Annotated in this window: 13 protein-coding genes; 9 read left to right on the plus strand and 4 right to left on the minus strand. The window is 39.1% G+C overall.

The genetic code is table 11. The features are described 5' to 3' along the window. Positions 1-72 precede the first annotated feature (72 nt). Positions 73-666: a hypothetical protein gene (locus tag ACFSR3_RS10790; protein ID WP_379820969.1), complete on the plus strand. Its 594-nt coding sequence runs from the start codon at positions 73-75 to the stop codon at positions 664-666. Positions 667-823: 157 nt separating this feature from the next. On the opposite strand, the gene ACFSR3_RS10795 is transcribed toward ACFSR3_RS10790, so the two are convergent. Together ACFSR3_RS10795 and ACFSR3_RS10800 are read right to left on the minus strand one after the other, a co-directional pair. Further along, positions 824-1315 (minus strand): TspO/MBR family protein, encoded by a 492-nt coding sequence (locus ACFSR3_RS10795; protein ID WP_379820970.1) that lies wholly within the window; start codon positions 1313-1315, stop codon positions 824-826. Positions 1316-1399: 84 nt separating this feature from the next. Beyond that, positions 1400-2590 carry a hypothetical protein gene (locus ACFSR3_RS10800; protein WP_379820971.1) on the minus strand — a complete coding sequence of 397 codons (1191 nt, stop codon included), beginning with the start codon at positions 2588-2590 and terminating at the stop codon, positions 1400-1402. Between the two features lie 127 nt (positions 2591-2717). On the opposite strand from ACFSR3_RS10800, the gene ACFSR3_RS10805 reads away from it, so the two are divergent. From ACFSR3_RS10805 to ACFSR3_RS10830, 6 genes are read left to right on the plus strand one after another with little or no spacing between them, the layout of a single operon-like run. Continuing rightward, positions 2718-3797, plus strand: coding sequence for a diphosphomevalonate/mevalonate 3,5-bisphosphate decarboxylase family protein (locus ACFSR3_RS10805; protein WP_379820972.1), 1080 nt, complete (start codon positions 2718-2720; stop codon positions 3795-3797). Between the two features lie 57 nt (positions 3798-3854). Next, positions 3855-4793, plus strand: a complete 939-nt coding sequence (locus ACFSR3_RS10810; RefSeq protein WP_379820973.1) for a mevalonate kinase family protein — start codon at positions 3855-3857, stop codon at positions 4791-4793. A 5-nt stretch (positions 4794-4798) separates the two neighbouring features. After that, on the plus strand, positions 4799-5350 hold the full coding sequence (locus ACFSR3_RS10815) for a hypothetical protein (RefSeq protein WP_379820974.1): 552 nt from the start codon (positions 4799-4801) through the stop codon (positions 5348-5350). Between the two features lie 2 nt (positions 5351-5352). Next, positions 5353-6276, plus strand: coding sequence for a geranylgeranylglycerol-phosphate geranylgeranyltransferase (locus tag ACFSR3_RS10820; RefSeq protein ID WP_379820975.1), 924 nt, complete (start codon positions 5353-5355; stop codon positions 6274-6276). Positions 6277-6303: 27 nt separating this feature from the next. Continuing rightward, positions 6304-7302, plus strand: coding sequence for a pseudouridine synthase (locus ACFSR3_RS10825; RefSeq protein WP_379820976.1), 999 nt, complete (start codon positions 6304-6306; stop codon positions 7300-7302). A gap of 1 nt (position 7303) precedes the next feature. Continuing rightward, complete coding sequence (locus ACFSR3_RS10830; protein WP_379820977.1) at positions 7304-7666, plus strand: nuclear transport factor 2 family protein; 363 nt, start codon at positions 7304-7306, stop codon at positions 7664-7666. Positions 7667-7787: 121 nt separating this feature from the next. On the opposite strand, the gene ACFSR3_RS10835 is transcribed toward ACFSR3_RS10830, so the two are convergent. Beyond that, positions 7788-9923: a M3 family metallopeptidase gene (locus ACFSR3_RS10835; protein ID WP_379820978.1), complete on the minus strand. Its 2136-nt coding sequence runs from the start codon at positions 9921-9923 to the stop codon at positions 7788-7790. A gap of 132 nt (positions 9924-10055) precedes the next feature. Between ACFSR3_RS10835 and ACFSR3_RS10840 the strand changes: the two genes are divergently transcribed. After that, positions 10056-12887: an AsmA family protein gene (locus ACFSR3_RS10840; RefSeq protein ID WP_379820979.1), complete on the plus strand. Its 2832-nt coding sequence runs from the start codon at positions 10056-10058 to the stop codon at positions 12885-12887. 34 nt (positions 12888-12921) lie between these two features. On the opposite strand, the gene ACFSR3_RS10845 is transcribed toward ACFSR3_RS10840, so the two are convergent. Continuing rightward, entirely contained in the window at positions 12922-13818 is an 897-nt protein-coding gene (locus ACFSR3_RS10845) for a NifU family protein (RefSeq protein WP_379820980.1), read from the minus strand. A gap of 250 nt (positions 13819-14068) precedes the next feature. Here ACFSR3_RS10845 and ACFSR3_RS10850 point away from each other — a divergent pair. Next, a partial coding sequence (locus tag ACFSR3_RS10850; RefSeq protein WP_379820981.1) for a choice-of-anchor L domain-containing protein occupies positions 14069-19310 on the plus strand: 5242 nt, incomplete at its 3' end.

Raw genomic sequence — 19310 nt, forward strand, 5'->3', positions numbered from 1 at the left:
TAATGAAATAGTTGTTTTTTTAACGCAACCGTTTTTTAAAATGCTCATCTAAGTATTAAAAATCAATCAATTATGAAAAACAAAATTTTACTTATGGGGCTATGCCTGTCTGTTATGGCATGCTCAGATGATAACAGTGCTGCTGTTATTGAAGATCCGCAATCAGGTAATAGAGTTGTATTACTTAAGGTAGATGCTACTGATTTTACTTTTGAAGGTGGTAAAGTACTTTCTTTTGAAGATGCATCCACTTTCACTATTGCTCATGAATACAATTTGCCGGGCGATTTTGGTTCGATAAAATTGAAGTATGAAGAATTGGATGCTCCAATTTTTGATGGCGATATCCATTGGATGGGCTTAGGAAGTATGAACTATCCTCAAGCTATAGATCCTGTTTCTTCTTTCGAATCTATTGCGACTGCTGTACCAATGCCGGATGAGTCATTACGCGAGCTTGTGCTTTACGATGAGTATGTGCCCGTTGATGAGTGGCCTTATGCTGCAAACTATACTGCGCTATGGGATGCCGTAGATAACCTGAAAATTGTAAAGGACTACAGAGAGGCTAATCCAAACGCTAAAGTCCATTTCTTTCTTTATACGCCAAGCGTTGGTTCGGGTAACCCTGCCGAATGGGACTGGTTTGTTATCCTGAAAAATTAATTGTTGTTATTGTGATTTATTTGGTGATTCGGTAATTTGATTATTTGATCAATGCAACGGGTCACCAAATTATTTTATAACAAAGTGGATTTTCTTATTATCGAATAACCGAATCAACAAATAATCAAACCTGCCTGTCGGCAGACAGGTCAACGCGCTAGCGATTTAGCCACCATATAGCTGCATTAAGGAGCGTGGCAAATGTTACCCATAATAAGTAAGGAATAAAAAGCATACCCGCAATTTTGTTCACTTTGTTGAATTGTACAAAGGTTTCGTATATCATCAGCCAAAGCAGTATTATTTCTAAAAGGGCTAAAAAAGGATTATGCAGCCCGAAAAAGATAAACGACCAAAGCGCATTAAGCGCTAACTGAATAGCGAAAAAGGTAAGCCCTTTGCGTACTGTTTCTCTCTGACGATCCATTTCATGCCATACCATTCCGGCAGCAATACCCATCATCACATAAAGTGTAGACCATACCGGTGCAAATACCCAGTTAGGCGGGTTGAACGATGGTTTCTGTACAGTAGTATACCAGGTGTCTACGCCTTTTTGTGTTAGCAATCCTGCAATAGCACCGATTACGACACAAGTAACAATCATTACAATTATCTTAAAGGTACGGGATAGGGGTTTTTGTTCCATGGCTCAAAGTTACTGTTTAACAAAATAAAATTAGCGACTTCAGATGAAATTTAAGGCTAAAAAAATCCTAATTATTAAGTGTGACTAGAGTTGCTTTTTGGAATAATATTCATATAAATCTAAGATGCCAAGACCGATTGAAGCATCAGGTTTAGAGATTTTTATATCGTCATTAAGTTCATCCGGTTTAATTGGCAATTCATTAGGTACAACCAGGTTGTTGTTTTTTACCAAAATGAAAGTAGGAACATCATCGGAAGTGGTTGGTTCATAAATATAAAACCGGGTTCTGTTTCTCTCTGTTCTCTTCGAATAATTTCGCAAATTATTGTTGTAGTAAAATACTTTGGAAGAGTCTATACCGTTTTTACGGTTAAATATTTTATTCTCTTTATCACGAATGCTAAAGTCATTACCATTATTATTTAGAATGTCAATGCTGTTTTTCTTGTTAAGTAGTATTCCAAAGATATTCACATGGTTACTAAGTGATTTTATTGTAGGGTCATTAAATCTTTTAAAAGCGGAACCATCATTTTTTCTAACAATGAAACAGACGTCGCTCCATTCAATTTTACCCTTTTTATATAGTATGGTACTGTATCCGTCTTTTAAAGGTAAATTAAATGATTCAGGTTTGTCTGAGAGTTGCACTTCACGGGGGTAACCATTATGGTTTTTATCATTAAGATCATGTCTTTCTATCAAATCCATTTCAAAAAATGGATTAACTAATGATATATTCAGGTTGAGGTTTGAAATCATATTTTGAAGAAATTGAATAAAAGCCTTATAACTCATGTTGGTTTTTGGGCTAACAGCTATTTTGTAATAATCTTCGATATAGCTTTCTTTGAGGAACTTTATTTTTTTATTCTGAACTGAAATAGAATCCTGTTGGATGAAATTGTAGGTGATAAATTCTTTTTTAAAGAGATTTAAATTGATTTCTTTGGGCAGTTCGTTCAAATCCTGAAACCCTTTCTCATTATAATCTTTATGATATGACATTACCGTATTGTATCCTTTAGGGATTTCAGAAAAATAATAGTAGTTACCTTTTTTATCATACTTGCCATCAATTTGGGGTATTTCAAAACCTTCAAGTGTTACGTGTGCTTTTTTTACAGATTTGCCGGTTTCAGCATCTGTAAGGTATACTTTCAGGACGGCTTTATTATCGTTTTGTGAGAATGCAGTTAAATTCCAAAAACAGCAAAATAATAGTAACGCTTTTAGGGTAAGTGTTTTAAAGATAACGGTTCTGTTTTTCATTTTGCGTTTTGTTCAATTTGTAATAAAAATAGGCTTAATTTCTTTAAGTGTGGCATGTGTTGGTTTAGAATTTATTGTACGTTTTGCACTTAAAATAATATTTATCTTTGCATCAAAATATATCACCATGTCCGAAAAGGATTTTATCCCTTCTCCTTATACCAATACGATAGAAAATGGCAGCTTTGAGTGGAGTGCGCCAAGCAATATAGCCCTTGTGAAATACTGGGGCAAATTAGGGAAGCAGCTTCCTGCTAATCCTTCTATCAGTCTTACGCTGAACAATTGCAAAACGATAACTAAACTTGGTTTTGAAAAGAAAGCTAACGATGGTAAATTTTCTTTCGATTTGCTTTTTGAAGGCCAGCCAAAGGAAAGTTTCCGTCCGAAAATCGAGAAATTCTTTGAAAGGGTAGAAGAATACCTTCCGTTCCTGAAAGACTATCATTTTACGATCGATACCCAAAATACTTTTCCGCACAGTTCGGGAATTGCGTCTTCGGCATCGGGTATGGCAGCATTGGCGATTAACCTGATGAATCTTGAAAAGGAACTTAACCCGGAAATGACAGAGGATTACTTTAATCAAAAGGCTTCATTTTTGGCACGTTTAGGTTCGGGTAGTGCCTGTCGAAGCGTAAAAGGTAAAGTGGTGATATGGGGCGAACATGTTGAAACGGATAATAGCTCAAACCTTTTTGGAGTAGAGTATCAGGATGTGAATCTGGCTTTTGCCAATTTTCAGGATACGATACTTTTAGTTGATAAAGGAGAAAAGCAGGTGAGCAGCACAGTAGGACACGACCTTATGCACGGACATCCGTTTGCAGAGCAACGTTTTGCACAGGCGCATCAAAACCTGTCGAAAATGAAGGCGGCTCTGGCTACCGGGGATCTGGATGCTTTTATAAAAATTACCGAAAGCGAGGCACTTACACTGCATGCCATGATGATGACATCGATGCCGTATTTTATATTGATGAAACCAAACACACTTGAGATCATTAATAAGATTTGGGAGTATAGGACTAAGACCGCTCTGCCTGTATGTTTTACACTCGATGCAGGTGCAAACGTGCACGTGCTTTATCCCGAAAACGTTCGTAGTGAAGTTTTAGAATTTATTAAGAACGAATTAGTTGGCTATTGCCAAAACAGTCAGTACATTTGCGACGAAATTGGAACGGGAGCCGTTAAGATTAATTAGGATAATTTTTTTTAACATTTAACGTTTTAATCCGTACCTTTAATAAAAATATCATCCATGAAAGGACCGTTATTTTACTCAAAAATTTTACTCTTTGGAGAGCATGGCATTAACAAGGGCTCTAAAGGGTTGGCAATTCCATACAATTTTTATAATGGAGGTCTTAGAGTAGACGATACCAATACCGAACTTGCTAAAAAATCAAACCAGAGCCTTAAAGGTTTTGTTGCTTATCTTGAACAGCTTCAGACAGAGCAACCCGATTTGGTTACTTTTGATCTTGATGCCCTTAAGCGTAATGTTGAGGCAGGAATGTATTTTGATTCAAGTATTCCGCAAGGTTATGGTATCGGAAGTAGCGGTGCGCTTGTAGCAGCGGTTTATGATCAATATGCCAATAATAAAATAACTGTTCTTGAAAATCTTACCCGTGAGAAGCTAATGCAGCTGAAAACGATCTTCAGTAAAATGGAATCTTACTTTCACGGAACGAGTTCAGGGCTTGACCCGCTTAACAGTTACCTGAGTATTCCTATCCTTATCAATTCACATGATAATGTTGAGGCTACTGGTATACCAATGCAAAATCTTGAAGGAAAAGGTGCAGTATTTTTGCTTGACTCAGGGATTGTAAAAGAAACGGCACCAATGGTACAGATATTTATGGAAAGCCTTAAAGACAAAGGTTTCCGTAATATGATTAAAACAGAATTCCTTAAATATACCGATGCCTGTATTGATAACTTCCTTAAGGGAGATGCGAAATCGCTTATCAATAACACCAAAGAGCTTTCTAAAGTGGTATTCAATAACTTTAAGCCAATGATTCCGGAAGGTTTCCACGAACTATGGCAAAAAGGTATTGATACTAATGACTACTACCTGAAACTTTGCGGATCAGGCGGTGGTGGCTATATCCTTGGTTTTACCGAAGATATAGAAAAAGCAAAACAATCGCTTGAAGGCCACAAACTTGAAGTGGTTTACCAATTCTAAGCATTATGCAAAGCATAACCGATATTTTAAATATACTCCTGAAGTCCATTTTTGTGGGCTTCGGTTTTATTATACCTATTCTTACCCTGTTACGAATCTCTGATATTAAAACTTTACAGATTAAAGACTTGTTTATTCTTACCGCCGTTCAGACAGTGAGAATTTCAGGTATAATTTATTTTATACTGGCAGCTGTTGCTGTTTATCCGCTGTTGATGCATGATAATAGTATGGCAGGAAACGTAAAGGTTGATTTTGGTGGTTTTGCCATGTATATCCTTTTTTCACCAATCATGACGCTGGTTATTACCCAGCTTTTCTGGATCAAAAGGTTATATATGAAAAAAGGTTCACGTATTACCCTGTCATTTATGTTGCTGCTGTTGCCTTCGGCGGTATTTTTGGCTATTGCCAAATCGCAGGATTTTATGCCGGCTCTTAAGGCGACCCTTAGCGGTCCGGAAATATTAAAAACGCTTATAAGTTGTATCATATTTATCTTTATTACTTTCACAATAATATTGATGGGAGGTAAGTTAAAAGATAAAAAGGCATAAATATGGCAGCATCGAGGGAAACACGATTGGTACTGATGAAGATTCTCAGCCTGTTCTCTGTGGTGCGCGGTTACAATATTCCTGTAATCGCCCTCGCGCAATATCTGTCTGCAATATTTATATTGGCTCCCGAGAAAAGAGCACTCGATGTTATCCTCGATCTTAATCTTTTCCTGATAGTACTTGCTTCGTCACTTACTATCGCTTCGGGCTATATCATCAATAACTTTTACGACGCGCAAAAGGACCTTATCAATCGTCCTAAGAAATCCATGCTCGACAGGCTGGTTAGCCAGCAGACAAAACTGCATGTGTATTTTTCATTGAACCTGATTGTTGTTCTGCTCGCGTTTTGGGTATCCTGGAGAGCGGTATTCTTTTATTCAGGTTTTATTTTCCTGATATGGTTCTATTCGCATAAGCTTAAGAAATATCCGCTTATAGGTAACCTTACAGCGGCATTTCTCGCTGTATTGCCCTTCTTTGGGATACTTATGTACTTTAAGAATTTCTATCAGGTAATATTTGCGCATGCTACATTTTTATATCTGCTCATACTTACCCGCGAACTTATAAAAGACCTTGAGAACATGAAAGGGGATCTTGTTGCCGATTACCGTACTATACCGGTAATGTTTGGCGAAAAGGTATCTAAGGTTGTAATCATGGCGCTTACTATTCTTACTATTATCCCCGTGTACCTGCTTATCGATGTATATGATGTAGGCTATATGGATATCTACTTTTATGGGGGTATGATTGTGATCATCTGGTTCCTGTTTCAATTATGGAAAGCTGATTCACAAAAGGATTATTTACTGCTTCATAACATATTGAAGTTCCTTATTGTTGCTGGTATCTTTTGTATCGTACTGATAGATCCTTCAGTTTTAGTGAATGGCAGGAAACTTTTATCGTGTATTTAAGCTATCTTTGCAAAAATATTTGACAAGATGAACAACGGCAATAGCAGGAGAGGCGGCAATGACAGAAAGAAAAGCGGTCCTTCCAAACCTATGAACAAAGCGAGGAAACCGGTTTCTAAACCTAAATCTTTTGACAAGCCTGCTTTTGAGGAGGAAACTCCAAAAGCAAGTCCGGCAGCAAAAAAAACTAAAAAACCGGCAGCGCCTAAAAAAGGGCCCGCAACTTTTGCTAAAAAGGGTGGGTATCCTAAACTTAAACCTGTAGCCGATAAACAACCTTCGGAAAATAAACCATCAGTTAAGCGCCAGATAGGCAAAGACGAAATGCGTCTTAATAAATACATTGCTAACTCAGGTGCGTGTTCACGCCGTGATGCGGATATTTATATTCAGTCCGGAAATGTAAAAGTGAATGGACAAGTAATTACTGAGATGGGTTATGTCGTTAAGATTTCTGATGTAGTAAATTTTGACGGTGTTACCATTACGCCTGAAAGAAAAGAATATTTACTTTTAAATAAGCCTAAGAATTTTACCACTTCGGGAGAAGGAGATGGCAGTATGCGTAATGTGCTTGACCTTGTTCGTGGCGCTACTAACGTTAAGCTTCAGCCTGTAGGACGAATGGATAAGAATACTACAGGGCTTCTTATTTTTACTAATGATACTGAAATCATCAGGAAATATGCACAGCCTAACCAAAAGTCATTCAAGATTTACCAGGTGTCGCTGGACAAGAACCTGAAATATGAAGACCTTGAGAAAATGGCCGGTGGTGTAATGCTTGATGGTCACCGCTTATTCATCGATGAGATAAGCTACATAGATGGTGAGCCTAAAACAGAAATTGGACTTAAATTAAGAACGCCTAACGTAAAGGTGGTTCGTGCAATATTCGAAAGCTTTAAATATGATGTGCTTAAAGTAGATCGTGTAGCTTTTGCCGGGTTAACCAAAAAGAATCTTCCTCGTGGAAACTACCGTTTCCTTACAGAACAGGAAATCATCAACCTGAAAAATATATAAGGTGCAGCCAAAAAATATCGAAAATATCGCTATACAATGGTTTGAGGCATTCAATACAAAACAGCTTGATAAGCTATTGGATTTGTATGCCGATGATGCTGAGCATTTCAGCGCGAAACTTAAAATACGTAAGCCTGAAACGGGCGGACTTGTAAAAGGACGCGCAGCACTTCATGAATGGTGGGAGGATGCTTTTGACAGGCTACCAACACTTTATTACAGGGTTACAACCCTTACTGCTAATGAAGAGCGTGTGTTTATGGAGTATGTACGTAAAGTGCAGGGTGAAGAAGATATGCTGGTTGCCGAAGTTTTAGAAGTAAAAGACGGAAAGATTGTTTTTTCACGTGTGTATCACGGGTAACTGAGTCGCAAAGTTTCAAAGCAACAAAGCCGTAATAAATCTAAAAGCCCCACCAGATAAATGGTGGGGCTTCTTTTTATTTTTATATGAGATGTCAAAACTTTATTGCTTTGTGACTCTGCTACTTTGTAACTTTTTTCTCCAACCCCCTTTTCCTTAGCAACGGCTCAATTGATGGTTCAGCACCGCGGAAGCTTTTGTACATCTGCATGGCGTCCAGAGTACCACCTTTTTCAAGGATATTGGTACGGAATGATTTAGCTGTCTTAGCGTCAAATAAAGATGTTGTTTTAAAGGCTTCAAAAGCATCAGTGTCTAATACGCCCGACCAAATGTAACTGTAGTAACCTGCCGAATAACCTCCCGCAAAGATGTGACTGTAATAGGTGCTTCTGTAGCGCGGTATAATAGCGTCAATAAGACCCAGCTTTTTCATGGCGGCTTCCTCGAACGGTACTACATTTTGCGTAAGCGGAGTGTTGCGTGTGTGATAATCCAAATCAAGGTAGGCTGCTGCAAGGTATTCTACGGTTGCAAATCCCTGATCGAAAGTAGCAGACTCCTGTAGCTTTTTAATAAGGGCATCCGGTATTACTTCTCCGGTCTTATAATGCTTTGCATATAGTTTCAGAACTTCAGGTTCAGCGGCCCAGTTTTCCATTATTTGCGAAGGCAGTTCAACAAAATCAGTTGGCACGCTGGTACCTGCAAGGCTTTCGTAGGTAACATTGCTCAATAGTCCGTGCAGGGCATGGCCAAATTCATGGAAGAAGGTGGTTGTTTCGTCAAAAGTTAGCAAAGACGGATTGCCTGCCGTTGGTTTAGAGAAGTTACAAACGATAGAAATAACAGGAGCCAGGCGTTTACCTTCAACTGTTTTTTGTTTTTGGTACGAGGTCATCCAGGCGCCTCCTTTTTTTGAAGCTCTCGGGAAAAAATCCATGTAAAGTATTCCAACGTGCTTGTTATCTTTATCGGTTACTTCCCAAACTGTTACGTCAGAGTGGTATTTTGGAGCGTCTTTTAGTTCATGATACTGAAGTCCGTACAGGTTTTTAGTTACGGTAAAGATGCCATTGCGTACATTTTCAAGGCTGAAGTAAGGCTTCACTTCCTGCTCATCAAGATCGTAACGTTGCTTACGGATTTTTTCGGTATAATATCTCCAGTCGTATGGCTGAACATTATCTTTAATACCGTCAGCCTCCATTAGTTTTTTAATATCGGCTTCTTCAGCTTTTGCTTTTTCAAGAGCTGGTGTCCATAGTTTGTCAAGCAGATCATAAACAGCCTCAGATGTTTTGGCCATGCGCTCCTCAAGTATATAATCGGCATGGCTCTTGTAGCCTAAGAGCAATGCTTTTTCAGATCTAAGATTAGTCATTTCAACCAAATTAGGCCTGTTGTCGTACTCGTTACCATTATTACCCCTTTTTTGGTAGGCAGTCCATAATTGTTTACGAAGCTCGCGATTATCGGCATATTGAAGGAATGGCATTACGCTTGCATTTTGCAGGGTAAATATCCATTTTCCTTCTTTATTGTTTTCTTTTGCCTCATCGGCTGCGGCCTGAATCACTTCTTCAGGTAGTCCGGCAAGATCTTCTTTTTTATCTACTATAAGTTGGTAGCCATTAGTCTCAGCCAATACATTTTCGCCAAACTTTAACGATAAAACAGACAGTTGCTCGTTGATTTTACGAAGACGTTCTTTTTGCTTGGCATCAAGATTAGCTCCATTGCGTACGAAGGCCTTATATTTTTTTTCCAGGAGTTTTGCCTGTTCGGGGTTAAGATTGTAATCAATCTGGTTGTCCCAAACCTTTTTAACACGTGAAAAAAGTTTTTCGTTAAGAAAAATATTGTCCTGGTTTTTAGATAATTCAGGAGCCATTTCCTGTGCCAGAGCCTGTAGCGTGTCGTTAGTGTTTGCTGTATTCAGGTTACTCATGGTGGTAGTAATCCTGTTTAGCAGACTGCCGGAATTTTCCAGGGCTACTATGGTATTCTCAAAAGATGGATTGTCTTTATTACCGGTTATAAGATCAATTTCTTTCTGATTGATCTTAATGGCTTCAAGTATTGCAGGCTTATAATGCTCGTTTTTTATGAGTTCAAAAGGAGGGAGTTGGTATTTGTTGTCATAAGAGGCTAACAGGGGATTGTCTTCTCCAAGAGAGCCTGTTGTATTGTTTTGTTTACACGACATAAAAAGAGTGCAGCTTATTGTTAATGTAAGTATAGATTTTAATGACATAATATAGTTTGGTCTAAAAAAGTAAAGTTATTGTAATCCGTCAAATAAACAAAGGATATTAAGTTATAGTTAAATACCGTTTTGATTTAACAGGAAAAAGCTATCTTTAATCATGTTTTAAAATGTGTATTTATGGAAGCCCCCGTAAAAAAGATTGCCCTTAAAGTTTTAAAATGGACCGGTATAGTTATCGCGTCTGTTTTATTGCTAATGTATTTAATACCATTGCTTTTTCCGGGTACTGTTGCCCAACAGGTAAAAACTTTTGCTAACAAAAGCCTGGATGCCGAGCTTGACTTTGGCGAATCTAAGCTGTCTTTTTTTACACATTTTCCTTCGCTGACAGTCTCACTTGACGATTTTTCGCTTAAAGGATCGACGCCTTTTAAGAAAGACACGTTATTAAGCGCGAAGCAGGTAGCTTTTGGTATTAACCTTAAGAGGCTCATTTTTAACAACGAAATTAAAATTGATGAGATCTATGTTTCCGATGCCTTGGTTAACGTAATGGTAAATGAACAGGGACAGGCTAATTATAATGTTTATGTTGCGCCTAAAGATCAGCCTGTTGATACTACGGGAACCGGGCCGGCAATACGACTTGACAGGGTAGATTTTGAAAATTGTAAAATTCGTTATGACGATCGTTCTGCTAAAATACTGGTTAAGGCCGACGGCTTTAATTATGTGGGAAGAGGTAACCTTAGTGAAGAGGTGTTTGATTTGCAAACGGATGCTAATATTGATGCTATCGACTTTATTTATGATAATGTTGCCTATATAGAACGTAAAGAAGTGCATGCGGATTTGGTAACGCGTATTAATACCAATGCGTTATCTTTTATACTTGAAAAGAACCAGCTACGCATCAACAGGCTACCTATCGAGTTTACAGGTTTGTTTACGATTCTTAAGGAGGGGTATAATATAGATATCAATGCTATTTCTGAAAACAATAAACTCAAGGATCTTTTCAGTGTAGTGCCGCCACAATATATGGCATGGCTTGAAGATACAAGGATAAAAGGGAGAAGTGATGTTTTGTTTTCTTTTAAAGGGAGATATAATGCTGTGACAGGTCAAAAACCGGATCTTGCTTTTGGGATACGTGTACGTGATGGTTTTATTGATTATAAAAAAGCACCCATGGCGGTCTCCGAGTATGAAATGAACCTGAATGTTCAGCTGCCTTCGCTGGATATGGAAAAGCTCAATATTAACCTCAGTAAGCTTGATTTTAATTTAGGAAAAGATCACTTTCATGCTTTTCTGGAAACCAAAGGGATGAAGGAAATGGCCGTAAAGGCGAATATGAAAGGAACTCTGAATCTGGCTAGTCTTGATCGTGCGCTTGGAATTTCTAACATGCAGTTAAAAGGATTGCTGAAAGCTGATGTTGTTGCAGATGGAATTTATAGTGCTGAGAAAAGACTTTTTCCAAAAGCAAAGGGTGGTGTAAACCTTCAGGGAGGTTACCTGAAGATGCCTTATTATCCTAATCCTATTACCGATATTCAATTTGTGTCTAATATAGAAAATGATAAAGGTACTTTTGATGATGTGAAAATAGCCATTACTCCTGCGTCCTTTGTTTTTGAGGGTAATCCGGTATATGTTAAAGCTATTGTTTCGAATTTTGATGATGTGCTTTATGATATAACCGCCAAAGGAGAACTCAATATTGGGAGGATTTATAAAGTATTCTCGCAGGAGGGAATCGATGTTACAGGTTATGCTAAGGCAGATTTAAGACTTCAGGGCAGGCAGAGTTATGCAACTACCGGTCAGTACAGCAAGCTGAATAATAAGGGCACACTGGTTATCAAAGATATTAAAGCAACCACAGAATATTTTCCTAAGTCGTTTTATGTAAATGAAGGCTATTTCACCTTTAAGAATGAGAAGATGTGGTTTGATAAGTTTACTGCAAATTACGGTAAGTCGGATTTTGCAATGAATGGTTATTTGCTTAATACGATCAATTATTTTCTGGAATCTAAAGGGACACTGAAAGGGAACTTTAATGTAAAATCCAAACTTATTGATGTGAATGAGTTTATGGCTTTGAAAGAGGGAGATAATAAAGATGTTAAACCTGAGATTGAAGCCAAAAACGAAGCTAATCCTAAAATGAGTGGTGTAGTGGTATTGCCTACTAATCTCGATGTCTCTCTTGTGGCGGATGCTAAAAAAGTTGCATATACAGGCTTGACGCTAAATAACCTTAAAGGGAAAGTGGGAATCGCTTCCGGAAAGGTATATCTGCAAAATACAACTTTCGATATTATTGACTGTAAAGTGCGTATTGACGGAGGTTATGACGATGAATCGCCAATGGCAGCTAACTTTAATGTTCAGTTTCAGGCAAATGATTTTGACATAAAAAGAGCTTATACTGAGATACCTCTTTTTCATGAATTGGTTACAGCAGCCGAAGACATGAAGGGGATAGTGTCTTTGAATTATACACTAAAAGGTGATATTGATGGTAATATGAGTCCGATTTATCCTTCGTTAAAAGGAGGAGGTACAATCTTTGTTCGCGATGTACAGGTTTCAGGAATGAAGCTGTTTGGAAGCATAAGTAAGAAAACGGGTTCTGAAGGAATGGAGAATCCTAACGTGAAGGATATTCAGGTAAAATCGGAGATAAAGAACAATCTTATAAAGGTAGAGCCCTTTACGCTTAAGGTGGCAGGTTTCAGGCCAACTATTAGAGGGACAACCAGTTTTGACGGACTGCTTGACTTAAGGATTCGCCTTGGTTTGCCTCCGGGAGGTTTAATTGGTGTTCCTATGGTGGTAACCGGAACCCATGAGAACCCTAAAATAAAAGTATTCAGTAAAACCGGCCAGGCGATTGAAGAGGCCCAATATGATGAAAAAACCAATACCGTAATCAAAAAAGAAGAGAGGGTAGAGCCGGAAACGGAGAAAAAGGAAGAACCTAAAAAAGCAGAATAAAAAAGAAGCCCCCGCCATTGGCGGGGGCTTTATGTTAAGCGTTTATGGCTTCAACCTTAATGTCGTTATCGTTAAGCATATCTTTCAACATATTTTCTATACCACTTTTAAGTGTAAAAGTAGAAGAAGGACATCCACTGCAAGCACCTTGTAATAGTACTTTAACACGTTTGTCACTTTCGTCATACGATTCGAAGGCAATGTTTCCGCCATCAGCCTGAACTGCGGGTTTAACATACTCTTCCAATATGTTGATGATGCGTTGTGAAGTAACATCCAGTGAGTCGAAATAAGCTTCCTGCTGTTTTTCTGCCTGAGGTGTTTTTTGTATCAGCGATTCGTCAATAACAGTCCCGCCGTTTTCAATGAACTCTCTGATAAAGCTTCTTATCTCTCCGGTTATCTCTTCCCACTCGGTTACAGAATATTTAGTGATAGAGATATAATTTTCATCAATGAATACCTCTTTTACAAAAGGGAACTTGAATAATTCTTTAGCAAGTGGTGATGCGGCAGTTTCGTCAATATTCTTGAACTCAGCAGAAGTTTTTGTTAACAGCTTGTTTGATACAAACTTAAGTACTGCGGGGTTTGGAGTCGTTTCAACATATACAGTAGAGGGCTGTTTCTTTTTCGCTTCTTCTTCAATAACAATCTGTCCTCCGGTGTTTACAAATTCTTCAATCTGTTTGGCAACTTCGTCCTGAACATCTTCCCATTCTACAATTGAGTACTTTTCAATGGCAATAAAATTGCCCGAAATGTAAACTGTCTTTACAAACGGAAGGTAAAACATTTTTTTAGCCAGGGGAGACTTAGCAGTCTCGTCGATGTTTTTAAATTCATAATTATTGCTTTTTGCAATAAAGTCGCTGAACTCAAATTTCAGTATAGAAGGGTTTTGGGTGGTCTTTATCGTGATGTTTTCCATGTTGTCAAAAATTTTATGCAAAATTAGTGTAAAAAAAACTTAAAAACAGGGTAGGGTAAAACAGATTATAATTGTTTAACGGAGTGTTACGGCCTGAAAGGCAGTTATTAAAACAACAGAATGATAAGGTTTTTGTGATTTTTTTGAATTTAACAAACAAACTATCACTGAATTTTTATATTTGGCTTTTTAAATTAACAATTTTCTACAGAAAATTTAACAGTTACGAGCATTATTTAAAACTCACTATATGAGAAAACAATTACTCACCCTTTTATTGCTTTTAGGAACAGTTTTTTCCTATGCGCAATCTACTTTGTCTGTTTTCAGTACCAATCCTGATAACAGTTATGTTGCCGGGGAAACGCTGACATGGACAGTTATGATAACAAATAACGGTCCGGGGGTTGCCAACAATGTTAGAGCAACCTATGCAGTTCCTACATTTTTAATGCCTATACCTCCGGGTGTGCCAAAATTTACATGGTATTTTGGTAACGGTACGGGCGCTTCAGGAACAAATACTCCTATAAATAATGTGACGCCTACACTTGGAGTGGGGCAAACCATTACGTATACGCTGAGTATAAAGGTTCCTAATGATTATACAGGAACTATTCCTCAGCTTCAGGTTTCATATACAAAGAGTGCAGACTTAGAGGTAATTAATACTGATAATCAGGTTAATTATACTCCTGGGACTCAGGTGGTATATACGGTGAGTGTTGTAAATCATGGTCCTGAAGTAGCTGATCCTGTAAGTGTAGCAATGCCTATACCTGCAGGAATTACTAATTTTTCATGGACTGGCTCTAACGGTTCTTCAGGAACCAATGTGGCTTTAAGTAATGTTATCGGAACTTTGGCGGTGAATCAGGTTGTAACCTATACGGTTACGGTTGATGTTCCTGCTTCTTATACCGGGCCTCTTACTACACAGGCTTCAGTTACGAGTCCTAATACGGTCGATCCGGTTCCGGGTTGCTCGCAATGTACAGATACGGATACATCACTTATGGACGCTGATGTTGTGGTAGTAAATACAAATAACCAGACAACTTATATTCCGGGAAGTACTGCTACTTATACAGTAACTGTTACAAATAATGGTCCTGCGGCGGCTACCAATGTGGTAGTAAATAATGCTGTGCCTGCGGGAGTAACTAATTTTTCATGGTCGGGTAATGGTGTTCCTGTTACAGCAGGAGCTTTAAATAATACTATAGGTACCATGACTGTAGGTCAGGTGGTAACCTATACAGTAACTTTTGATGTGCCTGCAGGTTATAATGCTGCTACTCTTGTAAGCCAAACGGTTGTGACAAGTGACAGGGATTCTGACAATAACTGTCCTCAGTGTACTGATACCGATCTTAATGCTGCTGCCGCTGCTGATATTGTTGTGGTAAATACCAACGGGCAAACGACATATACTCCGGGTACGCAAACAACTTATACAGTAACAGTGACTAACAACGGTCCCGGTGTAGCCACTAACGTAAATGTTTCTAATGCTATACCTGCCGGTATAACAAATATGACATGGACAGGAACTAATGGTTCGGTTGGGGTTAATGTGCCTTTGAATAATACCATTAATTCATTGCCTGCTGGTGCGACAGTGACTTATACAGTTAATGTTCAGATTCCAAATACTTTCCAGGGAGATCTTGTTAGCCAGACAAAAGTTACAAGTAATAATGATCCAAATCCTGCCTGTACTCAGTGTCTGGATGTAGATACAAGTGCGACTCCTACTGTAAATCTTGTGGTTACCAATACCGATAATCAGGAAATTTACACTGCTGGGTCAAACTCAGTATATACGGTAACGGTTACAAACAACGGCCCTTATGCTGCGGCAAACGTAGTTGTTACTAATCCGATTCCTGCCGGTATTACTGCTTTCTCATGGACTGGTTCTAACGGTTCTTCTGGGACTAATACTGCTTTAAATAATACCATACCGTCTCTTGCTGCCGGACAAACAGTAACCTATACAATTACGTTAGGTGTACCTGCCGGTTATACAGGTAATCTTTCGAGTACGGCTTCGGTAACAACAACAAGCACCGATCCTGTAACTGCTGATAATTCAGCTACGGATATTGACAGTGATGTGCTTTCGGCAGATATTGTTGTAAATAAAACACTTAATCAGGGTTCTACTTATACAGCAGGGGCTAACCTTATCTATACCATTACGGTAAACAATCAGGGGCCTACAGTTGCGAACAATATTACAGTAGATGATGCTATACCTGCCGGGCTTAATGCTACAGCATCGGTATGGACAGGCAGCAACGGAACTTCAGGCACAGGTAACCTGAGTGATGTTATTGCTACATTACCTGTAGGAAGTACGGTTACATATACGCTTACTATACCGGTACCGAGCAACTATAATACTGCTGCAAGTATCACTAATACGGTAGTGGTAACTAGTGGTACCCCTGATCCAAATCCTACATGTCCAAACTGTACGCATACAGCTACGCCAAATCCACAAGCAAACCTTGTAACGTGGAAAACGAATGGACAAACAGAATATGTGGCTAATCAACAGACAGTTTATACTATTGTTGTAACCAACCCTGGGCCAAGTGATGCTTATAATGTGGTTGTACATGACAATAAGCCTAATAATATAGATTTAATGACCTGGTCCGGTAACGGCACCGGTGCAGCAGGAGCATTGCATAATGTTATTCCTGTGCTTCCTGCGGGGCAAAGTGTAGAGTACACCGTTACCATGTTTGTAAAAGAAAATCACCCTACAGTAATCGGCCCATTGGTTAACACGGTAACAGTAACAAGTGATACTCCGGATCCTGTTCCTGCGTGTCCGGGTTGTACGGACTATGATACGCCAAAACCGGACTATGTAACTGTTGACAGGTTTGCTTATACGTCAGAAGAATTGGTGCGTGATGTACTTATCAATGTAGGTTGTATTGAAATTAATGATATTGTATCATCTGCGGGTGATATAAACTCTAATGGAGCAACGGGTTATGGTTTAGGTTATTTTCATAAAAACAACTCTAATTTCCCTATCAAAGACGGGGTTATCTTAAGAGCTGGGAATGCAGAGTATAGTGAAGGGAAATATAATACGCCTTTCCCCTGGAATGCAAGTTCTACAGGTTCGGGGTTAAATGATTCTGATTTACAATTTTTAAGTACCAATGTAATTGGCAATACGGGCCCTATACGAGATGTTACTTATCTGCAATTTGATTTTGTGCCTCTTGCTACTGAAATGAGTTTTGATTTCCTTTTTGCAGCCAATGAATATGGGCAATATCAATGTGGCTTCTTTGACGTATTTGGATTCCTTTTAAAGAATCTCGATAATCCGAGCCCAATTATACCGGGCGCGCCTTTTGATATGAATCTCGCAGTTGTGCCGGGTACAACTACACCTATATCGGTTTCAACAATAAGGGATCAGGCCTATAATCCGGGTTGTAGCTCAGTAAATGCACAATGGTTTGGTCAGTTCAATCAGGGCAATCCAGCTATTTCAGCAATAAACATGAGAGGGCAAACCAAAGTAATGACGGCTTCAGCTACGGTTACTCCGGGTGATGAATACAGGATAAAACTGGCTGTTGGAGATTACAATGATATGTTGTTTGATACTGCTGTGTTTATTGCGGGAGGTTCATTTAACATAGGTCAGCCTAAACTTCCAAGTGACTTTACTATCGGAGAAGTTCCTGGTAACTCTCCTGCTATGTGTCCGGGAGAAGAATATGTTCTTCAGGCGCAGTTTACCGGTAGTACTACATTTATCCTTCGTTGGGAAAAAGATGGTGTAGAGCTTACAGATGGTGCAGGTGTTCCTATTTCTACTGATAATATTACGGTTACTGAACCGGGTACTTATACATTAAGGGCAGCGTTCCCTTCAGACCCTTCATGTTTCCTTGAAGATGATGTTGTTGTAGAGTTCTATCCTGATATTGAAGTAGCTAATCCGGAAGATCTTGTTACTTGTGGTGATCCTCTTGGAACGCATGCATTTGATCTTCATTATAATGATGCAGTTATGAAGGCTCCTCTTGCTGATCCTTTTGAATTTGATATTGAGTATTACCATTCTATGGAAGAAATAGAAAATGGGGATCCTATGATTTCATATAATCCTGCTACAGGTTATATTGGTTATGATGGAGAAGTAATCTATGCTAAGGCAGTAGGTTTCTCTTACCCTTGTTATACGGTTAGACCATTTACATTAAGAATTTATGATTGTGAGATCGAAACTGTTCCTTATGCAGTTCATGTTTGTGAGCCGGCTCCTTATGATGGAGTAGAAGTGTTTGATCTTACTTCATATACGGATGAGATGACAGTTATAGATCCTGTACCTGCATCTTATGTGTATACTTTCCATAATACACAGGCTGACGCCGACTCTGGAAATAATCCTATTGCTAATCCAACAGCTTATTCAGGAGCTACTGAGACAGTTTGGATGAGAGTTGTTGATTCTGATGCAGTTGGTGTTACGCCTAAAGGTGTTGCAGCGCTATCGTTAGTTGTAGATCCTCAACCTATTGTGGGTACTTATCCAGATGCTTTTGCTTGCGGATCTTATATGCTTACACAGCCTACAGTAGGTAATTATTATACAGGCCCGGGTGGAACAGGTACACAACTTGATCCGGTTATTCCATTAACAACTTCACAAACAGTTTATGTTTATGCAGTGAGCGGTACAGCTCCTGATACTTGTACTAATGAGACAAGTTTCTACGTAACAATTTACCCTACTCCGGTAGTAGAAGACAGAGCAGACCTTCAGGCATGTGATGCTTACGAACTAACACCGCTGACAGTAGGTAACTACTACACAGGCGCTGGTGGAACAGGTACACAATTAAATGCAGGTGATTTTATTACGACAAGCCAGACGATATACATCTATGCCGTAACTGGAGATGCTACTACGGTATGTTCAGATGAGTCAGACTTTGTAGTAACGATAAACAGTGCCCCAACAGTTTCCCCGGCCACCCCATTAGAGGAGTGTGCGGACAACTTTGACGGTTATGCTTATTTTGATCTTACCCCGGCAGGAGTAGAGATATTAAACGGCCAGAGCGGTCTTACGATCACCTACCACAGCACGCAGGCAGCCGCAGAGTTTGGTGTAAACCCTATTACGGATCCTACGAACTACCACAGTATACTGGGTACAGTCTATGCGAGTGTGGTACAGACAGGCACCACGACCAACTGCCGTTCTGTAGTACCGATCCAGCTGATCGTACACCCACGCCCTGCTATCCCGGTTATGACATCATATGAGTTATGTGATGACGATACCGATGGCCTGCAGGTGTTTGATCTAACCACCAAAGACCTTGAGGCAACGGGAGGCGATACAACATTAACTACGGAATACTACCTTAGTTCAACCGATGCACAGGCGGGTAATAATCCAATAGCAAACCCTGCCACTTTCGGCAATACGACTCCAA

The organism is Flavobacterium suzhouense (assembly GCF_042684765.1).
Taxonomy (GTDB): Bacteria; Bacteroidota; Bacteroidia; order Flavobacteriales; family Flavobacteriaceae; genus Flavobacterium; species Flavobacterium suzhouense.